Annotated in this window: 16 protein-coding genes; 7 read left to right on the forward strand and 9 right to left on the reverse strand. The window is 57.5% G+C overall.

Annotation, left to right across the window (positions count from 1 at the left end; all coding sequences use genetic code 11):
- Position 1: 1 nt before the first annotated feature.
- The 4 genes from LJU29_RS09275 to gloB all read right to left on the reverse strand — a co-directional run bounded on the left by LJU29_RS09275 (position 2) and on the right by gloB (position 6,287).
- Complete coding sequence (locus tag LJU29_RS09275; RefSeq protein ID WP_002552743.1) at positions 2–1,858, reverse strand: extracellular solute-binding protein; 1,857 nt, start codon at positions 1,856–1,858, stop codon at positions 2–4.
- Entirely contained in the window at positions 1,855–3,684 is a 1,830-nt protein-coding gene (locus tag LJU29_RS09280; RefSeq protein ID WP_257112704.1) for an extracellular solute-binding protein, read from the reverse strand. The genes LJU29_RS09275 and LJU29_RS09280 overlap by 4 nt, the downstream gene beginning before the upstream one ends.
- Positions 3,685–3,821: 137 nt before the next feature.
- Positions 3,822–5,408, reverse strand: coding sequence for a lytic transglycosylase domain-containing protein (locus tag LJU29_RS09285; RefSeq protein ID WP_002552745.1), 1,587 nt, complete (start codon positions 5,406–5,408; stop codon positions 3,822–3,824).
- A 99-nt stretch (positions 5,409–5,507) separates the two neighbouring features.
- Complete coding sequence (gene gloB, locus LJU29_RS09290) at positions 5,508–6,287, reverse strand: hydroxyacylglutathione hydrolase (RefSeq protein WP_005756036.1); 780 nt, start codon at positions 6,285–6,287, stop codon at positions 5,508–5,510.
- An 81-nt stretch (positions 6,288–6,368) separates the two neighbouring features.
- On the opposite strand from gloB, the gene LJU29_RS09295 reads away from it, so the two are divergent.
- On the forward strand, positions 6,369–7,130 hold the full coding sequence (locus tag LJU29_RS09295; protein ID WP_005733148.1) for a methyltransferase domain-containing protein: 762 nt from the start codon (positions 6,369–6,371) through the stop codon (positions 7,128–7,130).
- Between the two features lie 46 nt (positions 7,131–7,176).
- Positions 7,177–7,626 carry a ribonuclease HI gene (gene rnhA, locus LJU29_RS09300; protein ID WP_257112129.1) on the forward strand — a complete coding sequence of 150 codons (450 nt, stop codon included), beginning with the start codon at positions 7,177–7,179 and terminating at the stop codon, positions 7,624–7,626.
- A 21-nt stretch (positions 7,627–7,647) separates the two neighbouring features.
- Here rnhA and LJU29_RS09305 read toward each other — a convergent pair whose 3' ends face one another.
- Positions 7,648–8,553 (reverse strand): VOC family protein, encoded by a 906-nt coding sequence (locus LJU29_RS09305; protein ID WP_005756032.1) that lies wholly within the window; start codon positions 8,551–8,553, stop codon positions 7,648–7,650.
- A gap of 15 nt (positions 8,554–8,568) precedes the next feature.
- The gene (epsC, locus tag LJU29_RS09310) at positions 8,569–9,333 is read right to left on the reverse strand and encodes a serine O-acetyltransferase EpsC (RefSeq protein WP_257112130.1); all 765 of its coding nucleotides are present in this window, start codon (positions 9,331–9,333) and stop codon (positions 8,569–8,571) included.
- Positions 9,334–9,593: 260 nt separating this feature from the next.
- Here epsC and dnaQ point away from each other — a divergent pair, with 260 nt between their 5' ends.
- Positions 9,594–10,373: a DNA polymerase III subunit epsilon gene (gene dnaQ, locus LJU29_RS09315; RefSeq protein WP_005756029.1), complete on the forward strand. Its 780-nt coding sequence runs from the start codon at positions 9,594–9,596 to the stop codon at positions 10,371–10,373.
- A 21-nt stretch (positions 10,374–10,394) separates the two neighbouring features.
- Complete coding sequence (locus tag LJU29_RS09320; protein ID WP_004664371.1) at positions 10,395–10,949, forward strand: GNAT family N-acetyltransferase; 555 nt, start codon at positions 10,395–10,397, stop codon at positions 10,947–10,949.
- Between the two features lie 46 nt (positions 10,950–10,995).
- On the opposite strand, the gene LJU29_RS09325 is transcribed toward LJU29_RS09320, so the two are convergent.
- On the reverse strand, positions 10,996–11,211 hold the full coding sequence (locus LJU29_RS09325) for a hypothetical protein (RefSeq protein ID WP_002552753.1): 216 nt from the start codon (positions 11,209–11,211) through the stop codon (positions 10,996–10,998).
- Between the two features lie 211 nt (positions 11,212–11,422).
- Here LJU29_RS09325 and LJU29_RS09330 point away from each other — a divergent pair, with 211 nt between their 5' ends.
- Together LJU29_RS09330 and LJU29_RS09340 are read left to right on the forward strand one after the other, a co-directional pair.
- The gene (locus LJU29_RS09330; protein ID WP_004660698.1) at positions 11,423–11,992 is read left to right on the forward strand and encodes an NADPH-dependent FMN reductase; all 570 of its coding nucleotides are present in this window, start codon (positions 11,423–11,425) and stop codon (positions 11,990–11,992) included.
- Between the two features lie 137 nt (positions 11,993–12,129).
- Positions 12,130–17,355 (forward strand): dermonecrotic toxin domain-containing protein, encoded by a 5,226-nt coding sequence (locus tag LJU29_RS09340; RefSeq protein ID WP_371321900.1) that lies wholly within the window; start codon positions 12,130–12,132, stop codon positions 17,353–17,355.
- 43 nt (positions 17,356–17,398) lie between these two features.
- On the opposite strand, the gene LJU29_RS09345 is transcribed toward LJU29_RS09340, so the two are convergent.
- The gene (locus tag LJU29_RS09345; protein WP_004664374.1) at positions 17,399–18,550 is read right to left on the reverse strand and encodes an acyl-CoA dehydrogenase family protein; all 1,152 of its coding nucleotides are present in this window, start codon (positions 18,548–18,550) and stop codon (positions 17,399–17,401) included.
- A 3-nt stretch (positions 18,551–18,553) separates the two neighbouring features.
- Positions 18,554–19,651, reverse strand: coding sequence for an enoyl-CoA hydratase/isomerase family protein (locus LJU29_RS09350; protein ID WP_005756023.1), 1,098 nt, complete (start codon positions 19,649–19,651; stop codon positions 18,554–18,556).
- A 203-nt stretch (positions 19,652–19,854) separates the two neighbouring features.
- Here LJU29_RS09350 and LJU29_RS09355 point away from each other — a divergent pair, with 203 nt between their 5' ends.
- Positions 19,855–20,835: an IS5-like element ISPsy2 family transposase gene (locus tag LJU29_RS09355; RefSeq protein WP_054078085.1), complete on the forward strand. Its 981-nt coding sequence runs from the start codon at positions 19,855–19,857 to the stop codon at positions 20,833–20,835.
- The last annotated feature ends 261 nt before the right edge of the window (positions 20,836–21,096 follow it).

Below are 21,096 nucleotides of genomic sequence, written 5' to 3' on the forward strand. Positions count from 1 at the left end.
GTTATTGCTCCGCGTTCGCAGGCTTGGCCTGATCAGTGGCTGACGGGGTCGCGGTGGCGGGTTTGACATTCGGCTTCGCCCACCATGTCATCAGGCCGATATCGGAAAGCGCCTTGGCCTTGGGATGGTCGATGTGATTCCAGTAAGCCACCCGCCAGGTTTTGATGTGCCAGTTGGGTACAACGTAAAAACCCCACAGTAATACGCGGTCCAGCGCTTTGGTATGGGTGATCAGGCTTTCCCGGGAGTCGGCGTTGATCAGCCCGTTGACCAGCGTGTCTACCGCTGGGTCCTTGAGGCCCATGAAGTTACGGCTGCCCGGGTTGTCGGCGCTGGATGAGTCGAAATACACGCGCTGCTCGTTACCGGGTGAGCTGGACTGCGGATAGCCAGTGACGATCATGTCGTAGTCCCGCGAGCGCAGGCGGTTGATGTATTGCGACACGTCGGCGCGGCGAATCACCAGCTCGATGCCCAGATCACTCAGGTTACGTTTGTAAGGCAACAGAATGCGCTCGAACTCGGTCTGGGCGATCAGAAACTCCAGCTTCACCGGGTTGCCCTGTGCATCGACCATCTTGTCGTCGACGATCTTCCAGCCCGCTTCCTGCAACAGCTGGAAGGCCCGGCGTTGCTGTGGACGAATCATGCCACTGCCATCGGTTACCGGCAGCGTGAAGGGTTCGGTGAACACTCGATCCGGGATCTTGCCGCGCAACGGTTCAAGAATTTTCAGTTCTTCGGCGGACGGCAGGCCGCTGGCGGCCATTTCCGAGTTGTCGAAATAGCTTTTGGTGCGGCTGTACGAGCCGTTGAACAGCTGTTTGTTGGTCCACTCGAAGTCCAGCAGCAGAGTCAGCGCCTCACGGACCCTGACGTCTTGAAACACCGGCTTGCGCAGGTTGAAGACAAAACCCTGCATGCCCGTCGGATTGCCATTGGGCAGCTCTTCCTTGATCAGCCTGCCATCCCGGACTGCTGGCGTGTCATATGCAGTTGCCCAGTTCTTGGCGCTGGTTTCCACCCAATAATCGAACTGCCCGGCTTTGCCCGCTTCCAGCGCGACGGTGTTGTCGCGATAGTAGTCGGTGGTCAGCACATCGAAGTTGTAGAAGCCCTTATTGATCGGCAGGTCCTTGGCCCAGTAATCCTTGACCCGTTCATAGCGCACCGAGCGCCCGGCTTTTACATCGGCGACCTTGTACGGCCCGCTGCCCAGCGGGAAGTCCAGGTTGCCCTTGCTGAAGTCGCGATCTGCCCAGAAATGTTTGGGCAGCACGGGTAACTGGCCAAGAATCAGCGGCATCTCCCGATTGCCCTTGTGCTTGAATTTGAACAGCACGCGCAGCGGGTCTTCGACGACCACCTGATCGACGTCGGCGTAGTAACCCTTGTACATGGGCGACCCGTGCTCCATCAGTGTCTTGAAGCTGAACTCCACGTCTTCTGCACGCATCGGGTGGCCGTCATGAAAGCGCGCTTCCGGGCGCAGGTAGAAGCGTACCCAGCTGTTGTCCGGGGCTTTCTCGATTTTACCGGCAACCAGCCCGTACTCACTGAACGGTTCATCCAGGCTTGCACGGGCCAGGGTGTCGTAGATCAGGCCGATGTCATCTGCCGGCACGCCCTTGTTGATGAACGGGTTGAGGCTGTCGAAACCGCCGAAGCCTGCCTGGCGGAACGTGCCACCCTTGGGCGCATCCGGGTTCACGTAGTCGAAGTGCTTGAAGTCGGCCGGGTACTTGGGCGGCTCGTCGTACAGCGTCACGCCATGCTGAGGCGCAGCCTGTACCGTGCAGGCGAGGCTGGCCAACAGCAGGCCGGCCGCTTGCGCGCGCAGGGAATGCAATGGGTTCATCGGGGCTTCTCCAGAGTCTTGAGCCACCACGCACGCAGCCCTAGGGTGTAGGGCGGGCTGGTGACCATGGCGAATCGGTTGCGATAGGCAAGCCGATGATTGTTCAGATACCAGTTGGGAATGCTGTGGTGCTGAGCCAGCAGCACGCGGTCCAGCGCTCGCGCAGCCGCGACCTGTTCATCGCGGGTTTGCGCGCCGAGCAGTTTGTTCAGCAGGGCGTCGACCGCGGGGTTGGCAATGCCGGCGTAGTTCTTGCTGCCGTTGATCGCGGCCTGGCTTGAATGAAAATATTGCCACTGCTCAAGACCAGGGCTCAGCGTCTGTTGCAGGGTCATGAGAATCATGTCGAAGTCGAAACGGTCCAGGCGTTGTTTGTACTGGGCGCGATCGACGGTGCGCAGCCCTGCATCGATACCCAGGCGTCGCAGGTCTTCAATGTAGGGCTGCAGAATGCGTTCGAGGTTGGGGTTGACCAGCAGGATCTCGAAGCGCAGCGGTTGCTTGTCGGCGTTGAGCAAGCCCTTGTCCGACAGCGTCCAGCCAGCATCGGCAAGCAGTTTCAAGGCCTTGCGCAGAGTATCGCGCGGGATGCCGCCGCCATCGGTTTTCGATGGGGCAAATGGCTGGGTAAACAGACTGGCGGGCAACTGATCGCGATAAGGCGCCAGCAATAACCATTCAGCCCCGCTCGGCAGGCCCGTCGCGGAAAACTCGCTGTTGGGGTAATAGCTGGTCGAACGCTCATAAGCGTCGCTGAACAGTGTGCGGTTGGTCCATTCGAAATTGAACAACAGCCCCAGTGCTTCGCGTACGCGGATATCGGCGAAGGCCGCGCGCCGGGTGTTCATGAACAGGCCTTGGGTCTGGGTTGGGATGCGGTGCGGAATCTGCGCCTTGATTACCTGACCGTTTGCGACTGCCGGGAAGTTATAGCCATTGGCCCAGTTCTTGGCCTGATGCTCGATGTAGATATCGAATTCGCCCGCCTTGAATGCTTCGAACGCCACATCGCTGTCGCGGTAGAACTCGACTTCCACCCGGTCGAAATTGTATTTGCCGCGGTTGACCGGCAGGTCCTTGCCCCAGTAATCCTTGACCCGCTCGAACACCAGCTGACGTCCGGGCTGCACGCGGGTGATGCGGTAGGGGCCACTGCCCAGCGGCGGTTCGAAGGTAGTCGCCTTGAAGTCTCTGTTCTTCCAGTAATGCTGGGGCAGCACTGGCAGTTCCCCAAGACGCAGAATCAGCAACGGATTGCCAGAGCGCTTGAAGACAAACCGGATGCGATGACGATTGAGGATGTCGACGCGCTGCACTTCCTGCAAGGCGGTGCGGTATTGAGGATGACCGTCCTTGAGCAGCGTTCGGTAGGAAAACGCGACGTCGTAGGCGGTGATGGGCTTGCCATCGTGAAAGCGCGCCTGCGGGCGCAGGTTGAACACCACCCAGCTGCGGTCCTCGCTGTATTCAACGGACTGGGCGATCAGCCCGTAACTGGAGGTCGGTTCATCGCCGGACGGGTCGTACTGCCCTGTGCCCACCATCAACGGCTCGTTCAGTTCATTGACGCCGTATTGCAGGAAGTTTCCGGTCGAGACCGGGCTGCTGCCCTTGAATGTGTAAGGATTGAGCGTGTCGAACGTACCAAACGCCATCATTCTCAAGGTGCCACCTTTCGGCGCCTCGGGATTGACCCAGTCGAAATGAGTAAAGCTGGCCGGGTACTTGAGAATACCAAACTGCGCATAGCCATGACTTTCTGTGATGGCTGCGTTGGCGCAGAAGCTCAAGGCCAGGCTGATGGTTAGCAGGAAGGGACGTATCACGATCCAGGCGACTTGGGCTTTCGGGTCGCTAACAGTAACAGCTTGTTCCAGCTGGAAAAAGACTGCAGGTGACTGCGCCGCCGGGGCTGCATCGGCCACCCGCCCCAAGGTTATCGAAGGGCAAGTAGCCGCGGTCATCAGTGCGGCAGGTAAACGGTCAGGGTCTGACCGGGTTTGAGGGCCTGCCCGCTACGTGGATTCCAGCGCTTGAGATGTTGCATCTCGACGTTAAAGCGCTTGGCGACCAGGTACATCGAGTCGCCTTTCTGGATCTTGTACTGCATGGATTTCTTTTCGCCGTCTTTGGCGCTGGCGACCGTTTTACTGCTGGATTTGCTGGTGTCCTGCATGACCAGCGTCTGGCCGACCTTGAGCTTCTTGCCGGTCAGCTTGTTCCAGCGTTGCAGGTCTTCGACATCCACCTTGTTGGCTTGCGCGATGGTGGTCAGGTTGTCACCGCTGCGCACCTTGTAACTTCGGGTACGTGACGGCTTGTCGTTGCTGGCCAACGCTTCGAACACGGGCTGTGAATTCTGCATGCCCGGCTTGACCGGTATGCTCAGTGATTGACCGACCTTCAGGCGGTTGCCGGACAGCTTGTTATTGCCCTTGAGCGAGCTGACCGTGACCTGATAGCGACTCGCCAGGCTTTCCAGAGTATCGCCCTTGCGTACGCGGTAAGGCTGCCAGGCGACCAGCTCTTCCTGTTTCATGGTCAGAAGGCTGGCCGTCAGCAGTTGCGCCTTGGACGTTGGCACCAGCAGATGCTGAGGCCCATCGACGGTCAGGCGCTTCTTGTAGGCAGGGTTGAGCTGGATAAGCTCATCTTCGTCAATATCGGCAGCGCTGGCCACTTTGGACAGATCGACGCGCTTGTTGAGTTCGACAACTTCGAAATAGGGCTGGTTGGCGATCGGATTGAGGTTGACGCCATAGGCTTCCGGCGACAGTACTACCTGGGACAAGGCCAGCAGCTTGGGCACATAGTCCCGTGTTTCCTGCGGAAGTGGCAGGTTCCAGTAGTCGGTCGGCAGGTTGAGCTTGTCATTGCGCTCGATGGCACGGCTCACTGTGCCTTCGCCCGCGTTGTAGGCCGCCAGGGCCAGCAACCAGTCGCCGTTGAACATGTCATGGAGGCGGGTCAGGTAATCCAGTGCGGCAACAGTCGAGGCCTGGATATCACGACGTCCGTCGTAAAAGCTGGTCTGACGCAGATTGAAATAACGCCCGGTCGAGGGGATGAACTGCCATAGACCTACAGCCTGGCTGCGTGAAACGGCCATCGGGTTGTAGGCGCTTTCGATGACCGGCAGCAGAGCCAGCTCCAGCGGCATGTTGCGTTCTTCAAGGCGCTCGACGATGTAATGCATATACAGGCTGCCACGCTCGCCAGCGTTTTCCAGAAAGGAAGGGTTGTTGGCGAACCACAGGCGCTGCTGGTCGATACGGGGGTTTTGATCGTTGCCTTGTTGCAGTTGAAAGCCCTGACGCATGCGCTCCCACACATCTTGTGGCGGGGCGAGGGGAGTGACGGGCTTGTGAGACAGGAAAATCGGTTTTTGCTTGATGCCGGCGGCCAGATTAGGCGTGCGATGGCTGCTGACCGGGTCGACGCTGGCAGTGCTCTGGCAACCGGCCAGAAGCGCACTCGCGGTGACAGCCATGGCCTGAGCCAACCGAGTCAATGCGTCCGAATGTGAAGGCTTGCTGATAGATGACGACATTGTTCGGGGGGTACATCCAGACGAAAATGTCGGGCGATTCTAGGAAGCAGCCTGCCGTCGGTCAACCTTTCAGAATTTTATTGCGGTTTTATGGTCGGGTCAGAACTTATCTTTCCATGCCCTCAAGCTGGCAAAGACCGCACTCTGCGAGGTGTTTTGCCCGCCGCTCCGTTCGTCCGCTTTTTCTTTAACAGATGTTTCCCGGGTTCGCAGGAACGGGTTGGTGCGTTTTTCCAGAGCCAGGTTTGAAGGAAGGCTGATGCGATTTTCATTACGCCAGCGGGTGACTTCGGCGAGGCGTTGGGCAATATCCTGATTATCGGGCTCGACGGCCTGGGCGAAGCGCAGATTATTTAGCGTGTATTCGTGGGCGCAATAAATCAGCGTGCTGTCCGGCAGTTTGGCCAGACGCTCGAGGGAGTCATGCATCTGCTTTGGCGTACCCTCGAACAGACGTCCACAGCCTGCTGCGAACAGCGTGTCGCCGCTGAACAGCAAGGGCGTTGTAGCGCCTTCATGGTAGAAGGCGATATGACCGAGCGTGTGGCCGGGAACTGCATGCACCACAAACTCGAGGCCGAGCACTGTCAGTAGGTCATGGTCGACCAGTGCGATATCGCGTGCCGGAATAGTCTCTGCCGCAGGTCCGAGTACGCGTGCCCGGGTCGCCTGCTTGAGTTCCGCCACGCCACCGACATGATCATTGTGGTGGTGGGTGATGAGGATATCGGTCAGCTGGTAGTCAGGATGTTCCGCCAGCCAGCCCAGCACCGGTTTCGCGTCGCCAGGATCGACCACAGCGCATTGCTGGCTCGAAAGGTCTTGTAACAACCATATGTAGTTGTCATTGAAAGCAGGAAGGGCGTGGATCTGTATCATGGCGCAGTTCGCATAGCGGCGGACAATGGTGCATCTTAGAGTCTGTTGCCGCTGTACGCGAGCACCTCTGGAGGAGAACTCATGACCGATGAAGCGTTCGCTCAGGCTGATCCTGAGTGGCTTGCATTGATCCGCGCTGCCCGTGAATGGCTTTCCGGGCCGCTGGGGCAGCTTCTGCTCGAAGAGGAACGGCGCATTCTCGACGAAGAGCTGGGGCGGTATTTCGGCGGCTATCTGGTGCATTACGGCCCGTCGGCGCAAGCGCCGCCGGTTGCCCCGCAGGTGCAACGCAATGTGCGGCTCGGAGCACCATTGCCGGGCGTCGAGATTGTCTGCGAAGAGCAGGCCTGGCCATTGAGCGAACACGCGGCGGATGTCGTGGTACTGCAACACGGCCTGGATTTCTGCCTGTCGCCCCACGGGCTACTTCGTGAAGCAGCCAGCAGTGTTCGGCCGGGCGGGCACTTGCTGATTATCGGCATCAACCCCTGGAGCGCCTGGGGCATGCGTCACGTGTTCGCTCGGGATGCGCTGCGCAAGGCGCGCTGCATCTCATCCTCGCGGGTCGCCGACTGGCTGAACCTGCTGGGCTTCGCGCTGGAGAAACGGCGCTTCGGATGCTATCGTCCGCCCCTTGCTTCAGCGGCATGGCAGTCACGCCTTGCTGGGCTCGAAAGCCTCGGCGAAGGACGTCAGAGCCCCGGTGGCGGCTTCTACCTTCTGGTGGCGCGTAAACTGGTGGTAGGCCTGAGGCCTGTACGTCAGGTACGCCGCGACCCTATCGGCAAGCTGATTCCCATGCCGATGGCCAAGGTCAGTCGCAACACTCAGGATCATTCCTGAGCAATGCCCTGCTGCACATGAAGCCCATCATTCTGGAAAGGTCGTAATGAGCGATAGCGTTGAACTCTTCACCGACGGTGCCTGCAAGGGCAATCCTGGCCCGGGCGGGTGGGGTGCCCTGCTGGTGTGCAAGGGTGTCGAAAAAGAGCTGTGGGGTGGCGAGGCCAACACCACCAACAACCGCATGGAGCTGACGGGTGCCATTCGCGGGCTCGAAGAGCTCAAGCGTCCCTGCGAAGTGACGCTGGTGACCGACTCTCAGTACGTGATGAAAGGCATTACCGAGTGGATGGTCAACTGGAAGAAACGCGGCTGGAAAACCGCGGCCAAGGAACCGGTCAAAAATGCCGATCTGTGGCAGTTGCTCGATGAACAGGTCAGCCGGCATAACGTGAAATGGCAGTGGGTACGAGGCCATATCGGCCATCCCGGCAACGAGCGTGCCGACCAGCTCGCCAACCGTGGTGTTGACGAAGTGCGTGGCATAAAAAAGTGATATTCGTCAGTCGACGTTCAGTCAAACACTCGGTACGAAATCGAGGATGACATTGCCTGCCGCGTGCGGCGCCACGAGGACGCGGTCCGGTATTTCATGACCCCGTATTTCATGATGAGCCACGTCATTACGCGCCAGTATTGCGCGCAGGTCGTTGAGGCTCGTGGTGCGCAGCCGGATGGAAATCGCATGGGGGCGCTCCCTGGTAATTGCAGGTAGTTCGACGCCCGGAAATTCCAGGGCAGCTGTAGCGGCGTCAATCGCTCGCAATAAGCCGCATCGGGTATCAGCTTCCAGCACAGTACCGTTGTATTTCACTGCATCGCCGTAGATAGCTCGCCAGCGGGGTTCAAGCCGTTCGGGGTCTGCCAGATAGGTGATCGCCAGAATCCCGTCTGCACCATTGGGGTGGTTCTGCCAGCCGCGCACCCAGATCAGTTCAGGACGATGCTGATGGCAGATAAAGTTGGAGGCGTCCGGGAGTTCCGGGTCGATGAAGAGCGCCAGCGAAACAACGGCTTCATCGTCGCGACCATCGGGAAGCGTCATTTTTCGGCGAAAATCAATACGGCCCTGGCTTTCAAGCCCTGCAGCCGCCATACGCGCGTGGTCATCGTCGGCATCTTTACTGTGCAGCGCCACCAGCGAAACGCCTTCTTCGCCGCGGTCGAGGAATTGACCCAGCTGACGTCCGAAGCAGAAACCGTTTACCGAGTGGGTGCCGAATTTCGAAGCATCTTCGACGCCGATCAATTCGATAAAGTTACTGGGAAACATCATCAACGAGGTGACGGTTCCCCAAGGGTGGTAGCTGACCGGAGACGGCGCGAAGCCCATTCTGCGATACAGCTCCAGAGCCTCGGCATGATTACGCACGGTGACAAGAGGATGATCGATACCCTGCGCAAATTGAGCGACGGCTGTCATGGTAATAGCTCCTGATTAGCCTTTGGATTTTGTCGTAAAGGTCGCCAGAAAAGCAGGGGCATTACCCACCACCTTTGCCGGTGTGCCAGCGACGACCGTTTCAGCCGCCACTGCTTTGAGTACGACCGAGTTGGCCGCCACAATGGCATTGGCTCCTACTTCGATGTTTCCCAGAACGGTTGCTCCGGCGCAAATAAGTGCGCCTCTGCGGATTTTCGGGTGTCGGTCGCCTGCTTCGTTGAGGGTGCTGCCCAGCGTGACACCGTGCCAGAGGCTCACTTGATCTTCGACTACAGCGGTTTCCCCGATAACAAAGCCGATGCCATGGTCGACAAACAGGGATTTTCCGAGCCGCGCCGCCGGGTGAATGTCGATGCTCCAGGTGTTGGCCGCCCAGTTCTGCACAAGCACGGCGCTTTGCACATCGCCTTCAGCCCATAGTGTATGGGCGATGCGGTATGCCTGAACGGCCTGTATGCCCCGGAAGGTCAGAAAGGCCGTGAGGTGATCCGGGCAGGCAGGATTGACTGTTTCCAGATGGTTGATATCGGCAGCTGCTGCCTGAGCGATGGACGGCCTGGCCTTTATGATCGCCTTGAACCAGTCTTCCAGCGCCACGTTACTCGCTTGGGCCTGCATCTGTCGGGCAAGGTTCGCAGCGAGCGCATCCTCGAAAGTCGAATAGGCCAGCAGGTGGCTTGTCGCATAATCGCCGAGTACCGGGTTGCGCTCGGTCAGTTGCCGGGCTTGATCGCGAAGGCGCTGCCAGAGAGGGCTCATATCGATCTCCTGTTGCCGATGGGTCGAGTATGGACACGCGGCAGACGCGTCAGCAATCATCGTAAACTCGGAACTCTGTTGCCTTTATCGCAACTCATGGTGCAACTCGGGAGGCGTGCGAGTTCCGGGTAAAATCGCCGAATCCGTTGTATCCCTTCAGCGCCTGCTGACGTTTATCCCTTTCAATTGCGGATGGATCCGACAGGCTCGCAGCTTCCATGGCGTGTTAGAATCGCGGCCTGTAGATGAGGCGACAGTCAATGGCATTGCAAAACCTGGATAACAGATCGATCGTTCTCGATACCGAAACCACCGGTATGCCGGTGACAGATGGTCACCGGATCATCGAGATCGGTTGTGTCGAGTTGATTGGCCGGCGCCTGACCGGTCGGCATTTTCACGTGTACCTGCAACCTGATCGCGAAAGTGACGAAGGCGCGATTGGTGTTCACGGTATCACCAACGAATTTCTGGTCGGCAAGCCCCGGTTTGCCGAAGTCGCCGATGAATTTTTCGAATTCATCAAAGGCGCGCAACTGATCATTCACAACGCAGCGTTCGATGTTGGCTTCATCAACAACGAATTTGCCTTGATGGGTTCGCAGGACAGGGCTGATATCACCCTGCACTGTTCGATCCTCGACACCCTGATGATGGCCCGCGAGCGCCATCCGGGGCAGCGCAACAGTCTGGATGCCCTGTGCAAGCGCTACGGCGTCGACAACTCGGGCCGCGAGCTGCACGGCGCACTGCTCGACTCTGAAATTCTGGCCGACGTCTACCTGGCGATGACCGGCGGGCAGACCAGCCTGTCGCTGGCTGGTAATGCCTCTGACGGCAACGGCTCCGGTGAAGGCTCTGGCAACCGAGGCAGCGAAATCCGCCGTTTGCCTGCCGATCGCAAACCTTGCCGCATCATTCGTGCTTCGGAAAGTGAACTGGCCGAGCATGAAGTCCGTATGAGCACCATTGCCAAGGCATCCGGTGCACCTGCTTTGTGGGTACAAATGCTGGAAGCCGCAGCGCAGACGTCCTCCTGACAGCAACCAGCGAGTGGTGACATGAACGTGGCAAACCCTGCCTTGAGCATTCGGATCGCAGACGAATGCTTCGAGGACTACATTCTCAATAGCGAATTCACGTTTACAGTGCTTGGCTATGCCCAACCGCGTATCGGCGAAAGCGTTGATTCATGGCAGGTTGAGCTGGTCGAGCCGTACAGCAAGAATTATGGTATCGATTCTCAGGAGTTTGCCGATCATCGCGATGCCGCCACGAGTTCGGTGATGGTGGCCTGGCTGGATGACCGCCCGGTTGGCCATATCGTGATGAGCACTCACTGGAGCGGGTTCGCCTACATCGATGAATTGGCGGTAGACGAGTCGGCGCGTCGTCATGGGGTCGCGCGCTCATTGCTCGATGTCGCTCAATTCTGGAGCCGCAAGCGCAATCTGCCCGGCATCGTTCTGGAAACCCAGAACAATAACCTGGGTGCCTGCAGGTTGTATGAGCGTTGTGGATACGTGGTAGGCGGGGTGGATCATATGCGCTATCGAGGCATAGATCCCAACACACGTGAAACGGCGATTTTCTGGTATCTGATCTTTTCTGACTAGCAACTTCCCGCTGGCAGCGGTAGCTCGAGCGGGAATTCTGTTTGTATTACGGCGTTGTACGGGTGATTTTAACGCCCGATTGCACCAGTTGAAAGTCTTCACCGCCCAGATGCTTGACCCGGTCACCAATTGCCAGTCTGTAAGTGATTACCGGCTGCCCGCCCTGCACCTCACCCGGCTGCGATTCCTGGAATTCATGGACCGGGTAGACGCGACCTTCGGCGTCTCTGGCATGAAATTGTCCGACGAGAACTGAAGCCATTTGCTCTGTAACCTCTGAAACTGAATATAACTGCTGGTTTACGAATCCATCAAGGCTAGTAGACCACTGATCTATAGGTGAGTTTGCCGACGGGAAAAAAATAATCCGGGCGGTTGTGGGGCGTCGGGGAATTGACCAGGGCAATGGTCGTCTAAAGGCGGCTGTTGTTGTATACCTGATCTTCCCTATTAATCAGATGACGGATATTTTCATGAGCCAGGTTCATACCATTGCCGTATTGGTCGGCAGTCTGCGAAAAGACTCCATCAACCGAAAAATTGCGCTTGCCCTCGCGGAGCTGGCACCTGCCAGCCTTAAACTTAATATCGTCGAAATTGGCGATTTGCCTCTGTATAACGAAGACATTGATGGCGCTTCTCCGCCGCCAGCCTACAGTGCATTTCGCGACCAGTTGGGCGCTGCCGACGGCGTGCTTTTTGTAACACCGGAATACAACCGTTCGGTGCCGGGTGCCCTGAAAAATGCCATTGATGTGGGCTCGCGTCCTTACGGCAAAAGCGCTTTCAGCGGCAAACCCGGCGCGGTCATAAGCGCTTCTCCGGGTGCTGTCGGTGGCTTTGGTGCCAACCATCACCTGCGCCAGTCTCTGGTATTTCTGGACGTGCTGTGCCTTCAGCAGCCTGAGGCATACCTGGGTGGCGCTGGAAGCTTTTTCGATGAAGCGGGCGCACTGTCCGACAAGACACGGCCATTTCTGGAGAAGTTCATCAACGCCTTCGCTGCATGGGTTGAAAAGAACGTCCAGCCTTCCGTTAATTGATGTGAGCGACGTGCGCCTGCGGACCCATTGCTTTATGTAACGCAGGCGCGTCGTGCTACCTCAATAAGCTGTTTCCTTTTCCTCTGCCACGTGCCCCGGCGCAGTGAGCGATGAGGGCTATTCAAAGGAAACAGCACATGCCAACAGTACTTCCCTATTTTTTCAGCGACTCTCTGCGCAGCCGATTCACACAGGACATTCATGACGCAGTCGGCAGCTCACGCATCAGCAGTGAAGATGGCAAGTGGCTGCAATTATTGGTCGGAGTAAGTGTCGAGCCCAACAGCGATGCACCCCGTCCAAGAGCTGATCGGCTGATAATAGGCGACAATTCGCCCGATAACGCCGAACTTGCGGGTGCCTTGTTAATCAGCGACCCCACGCCAGGTGTCGCGCCAGTCTTTTTGAGTACCCTGACCTTCGGGGTTGAGCGATTCGAGAGCCGCACTTCGCTGCTAATTGCCTTGCAGCAGCGGTTTGGCGACGTCAGCGATATATCGACTATCGAGGCAGAGCGTGTCGAGGGCTCGCTCTTCGAAGCGCGTACGCTGGCGATCATGCGCCAGCAGGCCGGGCATCTGGAACGCCTGTTGGTCCAGTTGCAGGAGCTGCCGGACCTGCGAGCTGCGGCAGGCAAGGCCTTGCAGACGGCGTTAGTGCAGAGAGGCGTCGCAGACAGCGTCGACGTTTTCAGTCAGGTGGTGCAGATTCTGGGCACTGACCCCGGAGCCAATCCGGTGGTGTCATCGGTAGTGGGCACTCAGTATCTGGCTGATGCTGCTGTGCAGGCATTTTCCCTGAACGTTCTTCCGACGGGTCTGATACGGCAATTTCTGGATGCGCGGGGCCTTGTCTTGCCGCAAGCGCAGAGCGAGCTTTTCGAGCTGGCGCTGGCTGACGTGGTTTCGGGAGTTCGCGATGCATACGAGCAATTGCTGTCTGACTACTGGATGTCAAAACGACAGGACGGCCGTACAGTAAGAGACTTTATTGGTCATGCGCTCGCTGCGTGTTTTCTTCAGCATCTTTTATCGAGCCGGGCACATGGCACGATGACTGAGGCAGAGTATCGCTGTTTGCTCAGCCTGTTACCCTCGCAACCTGGGAATGTACAGTCGATACGCGTTCAACGGTTGTCAGTCACCGTTGCGGGACAGGAGCCTGTCAAGCTGGTGGGCGTGTTCCTGATTGATTTTCCCGCCGAACAGCCGTCGAGTGCGTTTCTCTACTTCTCGCTGTCGGGCTTCTTGCGCTTTGATGATCCGGCTCGTGCAATAGCGCACGTACTGAGCGACCCCTCACGTGCCGAGCTGCTGTTTTATTCATCCTTGAACGATCACCTTGCCATTAAAGAGAAGGGTAAGGTCGAGTCGTATCAGGATGCGTTCGCCAACGTGTTTTTCAGTGAATTCGCTGACTCTGTGATCGCTCTGCAAAAGCGCAATCTGCGTTATGTCCTGGGCCTGCCACCGATCCAATATGAAAAAAATCCGGTTCGGGTTGATGATGCACTGGATATTCGCGGACTCCTGGATGGCCGGCTATCAAACCTCCACGACTCAGGGCGCTGGCGTCCGGAAGTGCTGCCCTTTGGCCAAACCTGGGGAGCCTCGATCCAGGCGGGCGTGGGGGAGCATCCGAAGCTTGTTTCCGAGCCTTCTTACAACTGGATTGGCAAACTGAAGAAGCTTGATGTGTTGCTTGAGCGCGTTGATGTTCTGCATGCCGGTGTAGAGGGCTGCATGCGTCACGCGCTGAACCGTTACCTGGCTGTAATTGGAGGACCACCTCTGGATGCCCGGGCCCTTTGGATCTTGCCGGCTGCCATGGATGCGGTGCCTGTGAGGCTGCTTTCGTTGGCGCTTGACCGCGTTTGCGGCTACACGCAGGACCCCCTGTCAGACAGCGTGGTGGTGGCAGGGCTGATAACTCCGGTTCTGAATCGGCCGTTGCAACGCCTGCCGTTGGCATTGCTCGAACACATACTGGTCTGTGTACAGGAGGAGTTTCCTCGCCGCTTCGAAGAGCAAATCAGCCAATTCTATTCACGTACGGTTCGTCAGCTGGATAGCAGCGAGCGCCCCGGTGTGATATCCGGCCTGGTCCGCGAGTATGCACTGCGCCTGGAATTGCTTGTTGAAAAGCGTACAGGTTTGCTTCCCGAGTCGGTCATCGAGAGCGTTCAGCAATTACTGGACCGGCCACTGCCTGGTCTCAGGGAGGCGCTGGGTGAGTCACAGGTCGATGCGTTCACCGTTTCTGTTCAGTTCGATCCTGAATCACCTGCAATCCAGGTGCCCAACGCGTTCGTGATCAATAACAGGCTTGCTCACAGCTCGCCCGCTCTGTGGGTACTGAGCAAGGGACTTGTATGTTTCGAAACCCTGCAGGCACTGAAAGACTATGTTGCTGCGCGGTTGACAGGTTTCGAACTGGTTTCGCACTTGTCGGGGGTTCTTGCCGAGCCGGACAGGCAGAGGCTGCTTGATCATCGTACCCGGACTGGCACGCTGGATCTCAAGGTAAAACTGCAACGCATTGAAGAGCATTTCATCGAAACGTTACAACGTGGCGAGGTTGAACGTCAGCGAAGCACCGTGGCGTATCTTTATCAGCAGGCCGTGACCTGGCGGGTACCGTCAGAACTTTTCGTCAACCTGCTGAGTGCAGGAGAGCGCGATGACCGAAATCGCCAGGCTCTTGGCTATCTGGGCGTTGCCATCCAGTTCATCATCTACAAAGCCATCGTCCCTTCATGGGTCAGCGAAGCGTCGGGGACTGATCAGATTACGCTGGTGAATGCCCTGCAGCGGTTCTATGTGACCTGTGTCGGCCAGAAAGATTTTTTGTTTGATATACCCAGTCTCTATGACTACTCCTGCGAGCGACTGAAAAGCAGGTTCAACACCGATTTCACCGAGCCTCGCCCTGACCCTGAAAGCGTCCGGGTGACAATGGCGCATTACATTCCCGTCCCGGTCGCACCGGGGCAGACACCCCAGTCGATACCGGCGGCCACACAATCAGTCAGCGAAACCCTTGTGGAATATGCTATCGACCGTTTCCTGTCCAGGCAGGACGGGGTCATCCTTCTCTCATCAGCGGACGATAAGCCACTGAACGCGTCGCTCACTCCGGCTTACGTTCGTGATCTGGTGAGGTCGCTGGACATCGCTGCGGGTTACCGGAGCATGCTCGAGCCGATCCTTGCCGCGACTGCTCCTGATTACCTCAAGCGACGCAAACTGTTCGTCGATCAGATCCCTTCGCTGGATATACTGCGAGCGTTTGCGCTCAGGCTCAAGAATGAGTTGTCCGAGCAAGCTTATACGGTTATCGAAAACGTTCTTGATATGCCTGATGCCATTGCACGCCTTCCCGTCAACGGCTGCAAGATGGTATTCAGCCCCCTGCAGTTGCTCCCTGCCAAGGAAGGCTGGGAGCCGACCCTCGTACTCAATACGTATCTGATGGGGCCGCATGAAAGCCAATCGGGACCGTGGGTGCTTTACGCGCCACTGCACGACGAATTTGTTTTCAAGGAGTACCCGGACCAGGCTGCGCTGTTGAGGGACATCCATACCTCTACCTATCTTCAAGCGTACATTCTGGATCGTGTTGATCCCCATTTGCGCAAAGTCTATGACAAAGGTGGCTTCGTGGAGCCGCATCTACCTTTCAGTGCAGAATCCTCTTTTGACGTGCCCTTTGATACTCCTGCACCGGTGACCGTGCAAATCGATCCCTATAACGGTAACTGTCTGCTGCTGATGTTCGAGGGCGCTCTGGATACCCTGAAGTTACAAGTGCAACAGCACAGCGTCACTAATGCCGAACAGCGCCGCGCTGCTTCCCGGTACCTGTTCACTCTGGGGGCCGAGCAAGTCATGGCACTGATGCCGGGGCGTCTGGGTGCATTGGTTGGTATCATCCAGGGGCAGGCGCTATTGAATCTGTCGGTCATCTCGGCCGGGGGGAAGCACTGGGGCAAGGCCCTGTCGGAGTTCATGGCTGCCTTGAGCGTAATGATCTCTTCCGGGCAGAACTCTTCGGCATTCACATCACGTACGGTTGACGAGACCAGCACGTTACCGGACGACGCTGCTCTGTCCGACACGCTTTTGCAACTGGAAGATGAGCCCAATGAGTCCGGGTTTTCCTGGAGCAAGAGCTCACTGACGCAGCAGATAAGAGACCGCCTGCGCGAATTCGAAGCTCATGAGATCGCCTTGGACACGCTGCAAAGGGATGAGCTGTTAAGTGTCTACCGCGATCCGGCCACCGATAGAAAGTATGCAGCCATTGGTGGTAAGACCTATGAATTGCAGTCCGATGAGGACGGTTGGTTCATTATTGCGGGCAAGAAGATTGGCCCCTCGGTCAGTCTTGATGCCGATCAGCAATGGAAACTCGATATTCAGGGCGGACTAAAAGGTGGCGGTGGTGCGCTTACCCGTATTGAAGGCAGCGTCATTGATGATCTGGTTGACGACCTGATAGTCATCAATGCTCGAGGTATGTCCGAGATTCGACATTCCTATCGAGAAATGGCCCAGGCCATCGAAGATGCATATGTTCAGGCTCAGCATTATCTGGAAAACTGCCTGGCCAACCTGACCAGGCGATTGCCGGACGGAAAGCCAGATCCACGGACGGAAAAGATACTGGCTGATTTTTTTGCTCAGAAGGTCCCGGATGAGCATGTGTATAAAGTCACCAAAAAGGCCGTTACCAAGATTTACGAGGAGTTGATGAGCCCTTCGATGTCGCCTATCGACTCCAAGCGTTACGTGGTCGGCATTAACCGGGTGGGCAACGAGTCCGCCAGTGCGTTTATCTTCGAAGCTGACCCATTAAGGCGGGTTTTTCTGACTGAGCAGTTCTTTCGTTTGCCTACCTACCGTTTCAAGCTCAACGTCATTCGCTCGGGTGAATTCAAGCATGGTCCGCATTATCGCGCCACGATCCTGATTCATGAGTTATCTCACCTGGTGCTCAAGACTGACGACATTGCCTATCTCGAATCTCAGGCACCGTTTGTTGATTTGCTGGATGACGCATCGGAGTATCGACTGCGCATCAGAAACGAGCTGACCTATCAACAGCAGAAGACCCTGTCCTACCACACTGACCGCGACAAACTGTTCAGGCAGCTGGATGAAGACGCGTGGCGCGACTTGAGGCGAACGGACGGTAATGGTAAGCAGACGATTCTGCGGATAGCGGGTAAGAAGACCCTTGATGAGGCTCGAGACGTGTTTTACGACGATGTTCGCAAGCGTATCGACATCACGCTTAAAAACGCCGACTCGGTCGCGTTGCTGGTGACACTGCTTGGGCGGGAGCGATTCATGACGCGCTGACAGCATGCCCCGGCGACAGGCATCGCCGGGGCAGTCGCGTTTATCAGACCAGGTAGTGACGCAGTTCGCGGGCAATCAGCAGACGCTGGATCTCACTGGAGCCTTCGTAGATCTGGGTGATGCGCGCGTCGCGGTAGTACCTTTCGACAGGGTAGTCTTCCAGGTAGCCGTAGCCGCCATGAATCTGGATTGCTTTGGAACACACCCACTCGGCCATTTCCGAAGCGAACAGCTTGGCTTGCGAGGCTTCGGACAGGCAGGGCTGTCCGGCGCTGCGCAGGCGCGCGGCATGCAGAATCAACAGCCGCGAGGCATTGATGCGGGTGTGCATATCGGCCAACAGGTTGGCGATGCTCTGGTGCTCGATGATCGGCTTGTCGAACTGCACGCGCTCACGCGCATAGGCCAGCGCGGCCTCAAACGCGGCGCGGGCGATGCCCAGGGCCTGCGCCGCGATGCCGATACGGCCACCTTCCAGATTGGAGAGGGCAATGGACAGCCCCTTGCCGCGCTCGCCCAGCAGGTTGGCCGCCGGGATTCGGCAGTTGTTCAAGGTGACGGCGCAGGTGTCGGACGCCCTGATGCCCATCTTGTGTTCGCTGCGGTCAACCACGAACCCCGGGTTTTCGGTGGGTACCAGAAACGCTGACAGGCCCTTTTTACCAAGCTGCGGGTCGGTCACGGCAAACACAATGGCCAGTTGTGCGCGTTTGCCGTTGCTGACGAACTGTTTGGCACCGTTGATGACCCACTCATCACCTTGCAACTCGGCACGAGTGCGCAGGTTATGTGCTTCGGAGCCCGCATGCGGTTCGGTCAGGCAAAAGCAACCTATAGCCCGACCGGTGGCGAGCTTTTCCAGCCAGGTGTGTTTCTGCTCATCAGTCCCGTAATTGAGCACCGGCCCGCAGCCGACTGAGCTGTGTACGCTCATTAGCGTGCCGGTAGCTGCGTCGGCAGCGGAGATCTCTTCAACCGCCAGCGCATAGGCGACGTAGTCGATGTAGGTGCCGCCCCATTGCTCCGGCACCACCATGCCTAAAAGGCCCAGCTCGCCAAGTTTGGCGACCAGCGCATCATCGATCCAGCCGGCCTTTTCCCAGGCCTGGGCGTGCGGGGCGATTTCGTTGCGGGCAAAGTCGCGCGCCATGTCGCGAATCATTACCTGTTCTTCGGTCAATTCAAGGTCGTGCACGACTTAATTCTCCAGACCGCTGAAGAAACTCTGCACGTGCGCGCTGCTGACGTCCTGCGCGCTGGCGTGTTTCCATTGCGGCTTCTTGTCTTTATCGATTATCAGGGCGCGTATGCCCTCAATCAGGTCGCCGCGCTCGAACCATTGGCGGTCCAGGTGCAGTTCCATGGCAAAGCAATCCTGTAGTGGCAAGTGACGGCCACGACGGAGCATTTCCAGGGTCACGGCCATCGCCAGCGGCGAGTGACGCTTCATGCGGCCGACGGTGTCCAGCGCCCACTCGCGGGTGTCGCCGATGACCACCTCTTGCAACTGCTCGAGTATGCTGGGGATATCCGGCAAGCCGAAAAAATGATCAATCGCCGGGCGCAGGGTTTCCAGAGGCGGGTAGGGCAGGCGCTGGGTCGCCAGCTTGGCGAGGGCACCCTGCAGGTCCTTGAGCGGCGTCGATTTCCATTTCAGGTGGTCGAGCATATGGTCGAGGCGCGGCAGCATTTCGCTGTTCATCGACCAATTGGCAAGCCCGCAGTACAAGGCATCGGCAGCGCCGATCTGGGACCCGGTCACGCCCAGCCAGGTGCCCAGCTCGCCTGGAAGACGCGACAGGAAATAACTGCCACCGACATCCGGAAAGTAGCCAATGGCGACTTCCGGCATGCCTAGCCGGCTGCGTTCGGTTACCACGCGCAGGTCAGCGCCCTGGACAAGGCCCATGCCGCCGCCCAGCACCAGACCGTCCATCAAGGCCAGTATCGGTTTGCGGTAACGGTGAATGGTCAGGTCCAGCTCATACTCTTCGGCAAAGAATGTGTAGTGCAGGTCCTGGCCGTTCTGATGGCTTTCGTACAGTGAACGGATATCGCCGCCAGCGCAGAATGCTTTGCTACCTGCGCCGCGCAGAACCACTGCATGAACAGACGGGTCGTCAGCCCAGAGGTCAAGCTGCTGGCGAAGTGTGCGGACCATATCCAGATCGATTGCGTTCAGGCCTTCCGGGCGATTGAGGGTCAGGTGACCCATGTGGTTACGCACCTCGACAACGATCGAATCCCGGCTGGAGGGTTGCCGAACCGGGCGGGCCGATGAAACCTGTGAACTCATTCTGAACTCCTTGTTCGGTTGCGCTTTCTTCTTGTTCAAGTCTTGTTGGAGCGTCGCAGAAGATCCTAGCAGCGCAAATGTGCAAAGCAAAACTGCGTTTAAGCATAGCCTGAAGTTTTACAAAGCCACTATTTAGGGAAACTCTGAAAAAGACTTCCTAATTTGGCAAAATCTCCGGACACCAGTCGCCGAGCTTTTCGATGATGAAACAGATGACCTTCGCCGACGCCGAGTATGCCGGCAAGCGCAAGCAGACCCGTAAGGAATTGTTCCTGATCGAGATGGATCAGGTGGTGCCCTGGAAAGGTTTGATTGCCCTGATTGAGCCCTATTATCCAAAAGGAGAAGGTGGCCGGCCCGCCTACCCACTGATGGCGATGCTGCGTGTTCATCTGATGCAGAACTGGTTCGGCTACAGCGATCCGGCGATGGAAGAAGCGCTGTATGAGACGACCATCCTGCGTCAGTTTTCAGGCCTGAGCCTGGAGCGAATTCCAGACGAAACCACCATTCTCAACTTCCGTCGTCTGCTGGAAAAGCACGAGTTGGCGACCGGGATTCTCGGCGTAATTAATGGTTATCTGGGCGACCGTGGCTTGTCGTTGCGTCAAGGCACCATCGTCGATGCCACGCTGATTCACGCGCCCAGTTCGACCAAGAACAAGGATGGCAAACGCGATCCTGAGATGCATCAAACCAAGAAAGGTAACCAGTACTATTTCGGCGCCAAGGCTCACATCGGCGCCGACGACGAGTCAGGCCTGGTGCACAGCGTGGTAGTAACAGCGGCCAATGTGGCAGACGTCACGCAGGTTGCCAAACTGCTGCACGGCGAGGAAAACGTAGTCTGCGCCGACGCAGGTTACACCGGGGTCGAGAAGCGCGAAGAACACGCTGGGCGCAAGGTCATTTGGCAGATTGCCGCCCGCCGCAGCACTTACAAAAAGCATGGAAAACGCAGTATTTTGTACAAGGCGATCCGCAAAATCGAGAAGGCCAAGGCCCAGGTTCGCGCCAAGGTCGAGCATCCGTTTCGGGTCATCAAACGCCAGTTTGGCTATGAAAAAGTGCGCTTTCGGGGCTTGGCCAAGAACACCGCGCAGATGGTGACGTTGTTCGCCCTGTCAAACCTGTGGATGGCCCGCCGACATTTGTTGGCGAGCGCAGGAGAGGTGCGCGTGTAATGCAGGAAATGGTTACCGCAAAAGGCTTTGCAGCGGCCGAAAGAGCTAAAAAGCGAAGATAATTGAGCAAATTTCGACATGCATCGTTTTTTGAAAAGTGCTGAGGACTCGGTAGCCGGAAAACATCCGGCTACTTCAGACCTTCCTTAGAGCGTTTGCGGCGAGACTGAGTTTAATGCGCCGGGCTGACCGGGGTGAATCATTGCCTGGCTGATGAGTATTATGACTGTCATTAGTGTCACAAAAGGGAATTCCTCGGGT

It is taken from the genome of Pseudomonas ficuserectae (assembly GCF_024584585.1).
Lineage (GTDB): Bacteria > Pseudomonadota > Gammaproteobacteria > Pseudomonadales > Pseudomonadaceae > Aquipseudomonas > Aquipseudomonas amygdali.

Excerpts from the sequence above, each read along its gene's own strand:
- LJU29_RS09350 (WP_005756023.1), bottom strand. The coding sequence starts at position 19,651 with ATGAGTTCACAGGTTTCATCGGCCCGCCCGGTTCGGCAACCCTCCAGC.
- LJU29_RS09305 (WP_005756032.1), bottom strand. The coding sequence starts at position 8,553 with ATGACAGCCGTCGCTCAATTTGCGCAGGGTATCGATCATCCTCTTGTC.
- rnhA (WP_257112129.1), top strand. The coding sequence starts at position 7,177 with ATGAGCGATAGCGTTGAACTCTTCACCGACGGTGCCTGCAAGGGCAAT.
- LJU29_RS09295 (WP_005733148.1), top strand. The coding sequence starts at position 6,369 with ATGACCGATGAAGCGTTCGCTCAGGCTGATCCTGAGTGGCTTGCATTG.
- dnaQ (WP_005756029.1), top strand. The coding sequence starts at position 9,594 with ATGGCATTGCAAAACCTGGATAACAGATCGATCGTTCTCGATACCGAA.
- LJU29_RS09355 (WP_054078085.1), top strand. The coding sequence starts at position 19,855 with ATGAAACAGATGACCTTCGCCGACGCCGAGTATGCCGGCAAGCGCAAG.
- LJU29_RS09285 (WP_002552745.1), bottom strand. The coding sequence starts at position 5,408 with ATGTCGTCATCTATCAGCAAGCCTTCACATTCGGACGCATTGACTCGG.
- LJU29_RS09330 (WP_004660698.1), top strand. The coding sequence starts at position 11,423 with ATGAGCCAGGTTCATACCATTGCCGTATTGGTCGGCAGTCTGCGAAAA.
- LJU29_RS09275 (WP_002552743.1), bottom strand. The coding sequence starts at position 1,858 with ATGAACCCATTGCATTCCCTGCGCGCGCAAGCGGCCGGCCTGCTGTTG.
- LJU29_RS09340 (WP_371321900.1), top strand. The coding sequence starts at position 12,130 with ATGCCAACAGTACTTCCCTATTTTTTCAGCGACTCTCTGCGCAGCCGA.
- LJU29_RS09320 (WP_004664371.1), top strand. The coding sequence starts at position 10,395 with ATGAACGTGGCAAACCCTGCCTTGAGCATTCGGATCGCAGACGAATGC.
- LJU29_RS09325 (WP_002552753.1), bottom strand. The coding sequence starts at position 11,211 with ATGGCTTCAGTTCTCGTCGGACAATTTCATGCCAGAGACGCCGAAGGT.
- epsC (WP_257112130.1), bottom strand. The coding sequence starts at position 9,333 with ATGAGCCCTCTCTGGCAGCGCCTTCGCGATCAAGCCCGGCAACTGACC.
- gloB (WP_005756036.1), bottom strand. The coding sequence starts at position 6,287 with ATGATACAGATCCACGCCCTTCCTGCTTTCAATGACAACTACATATGG.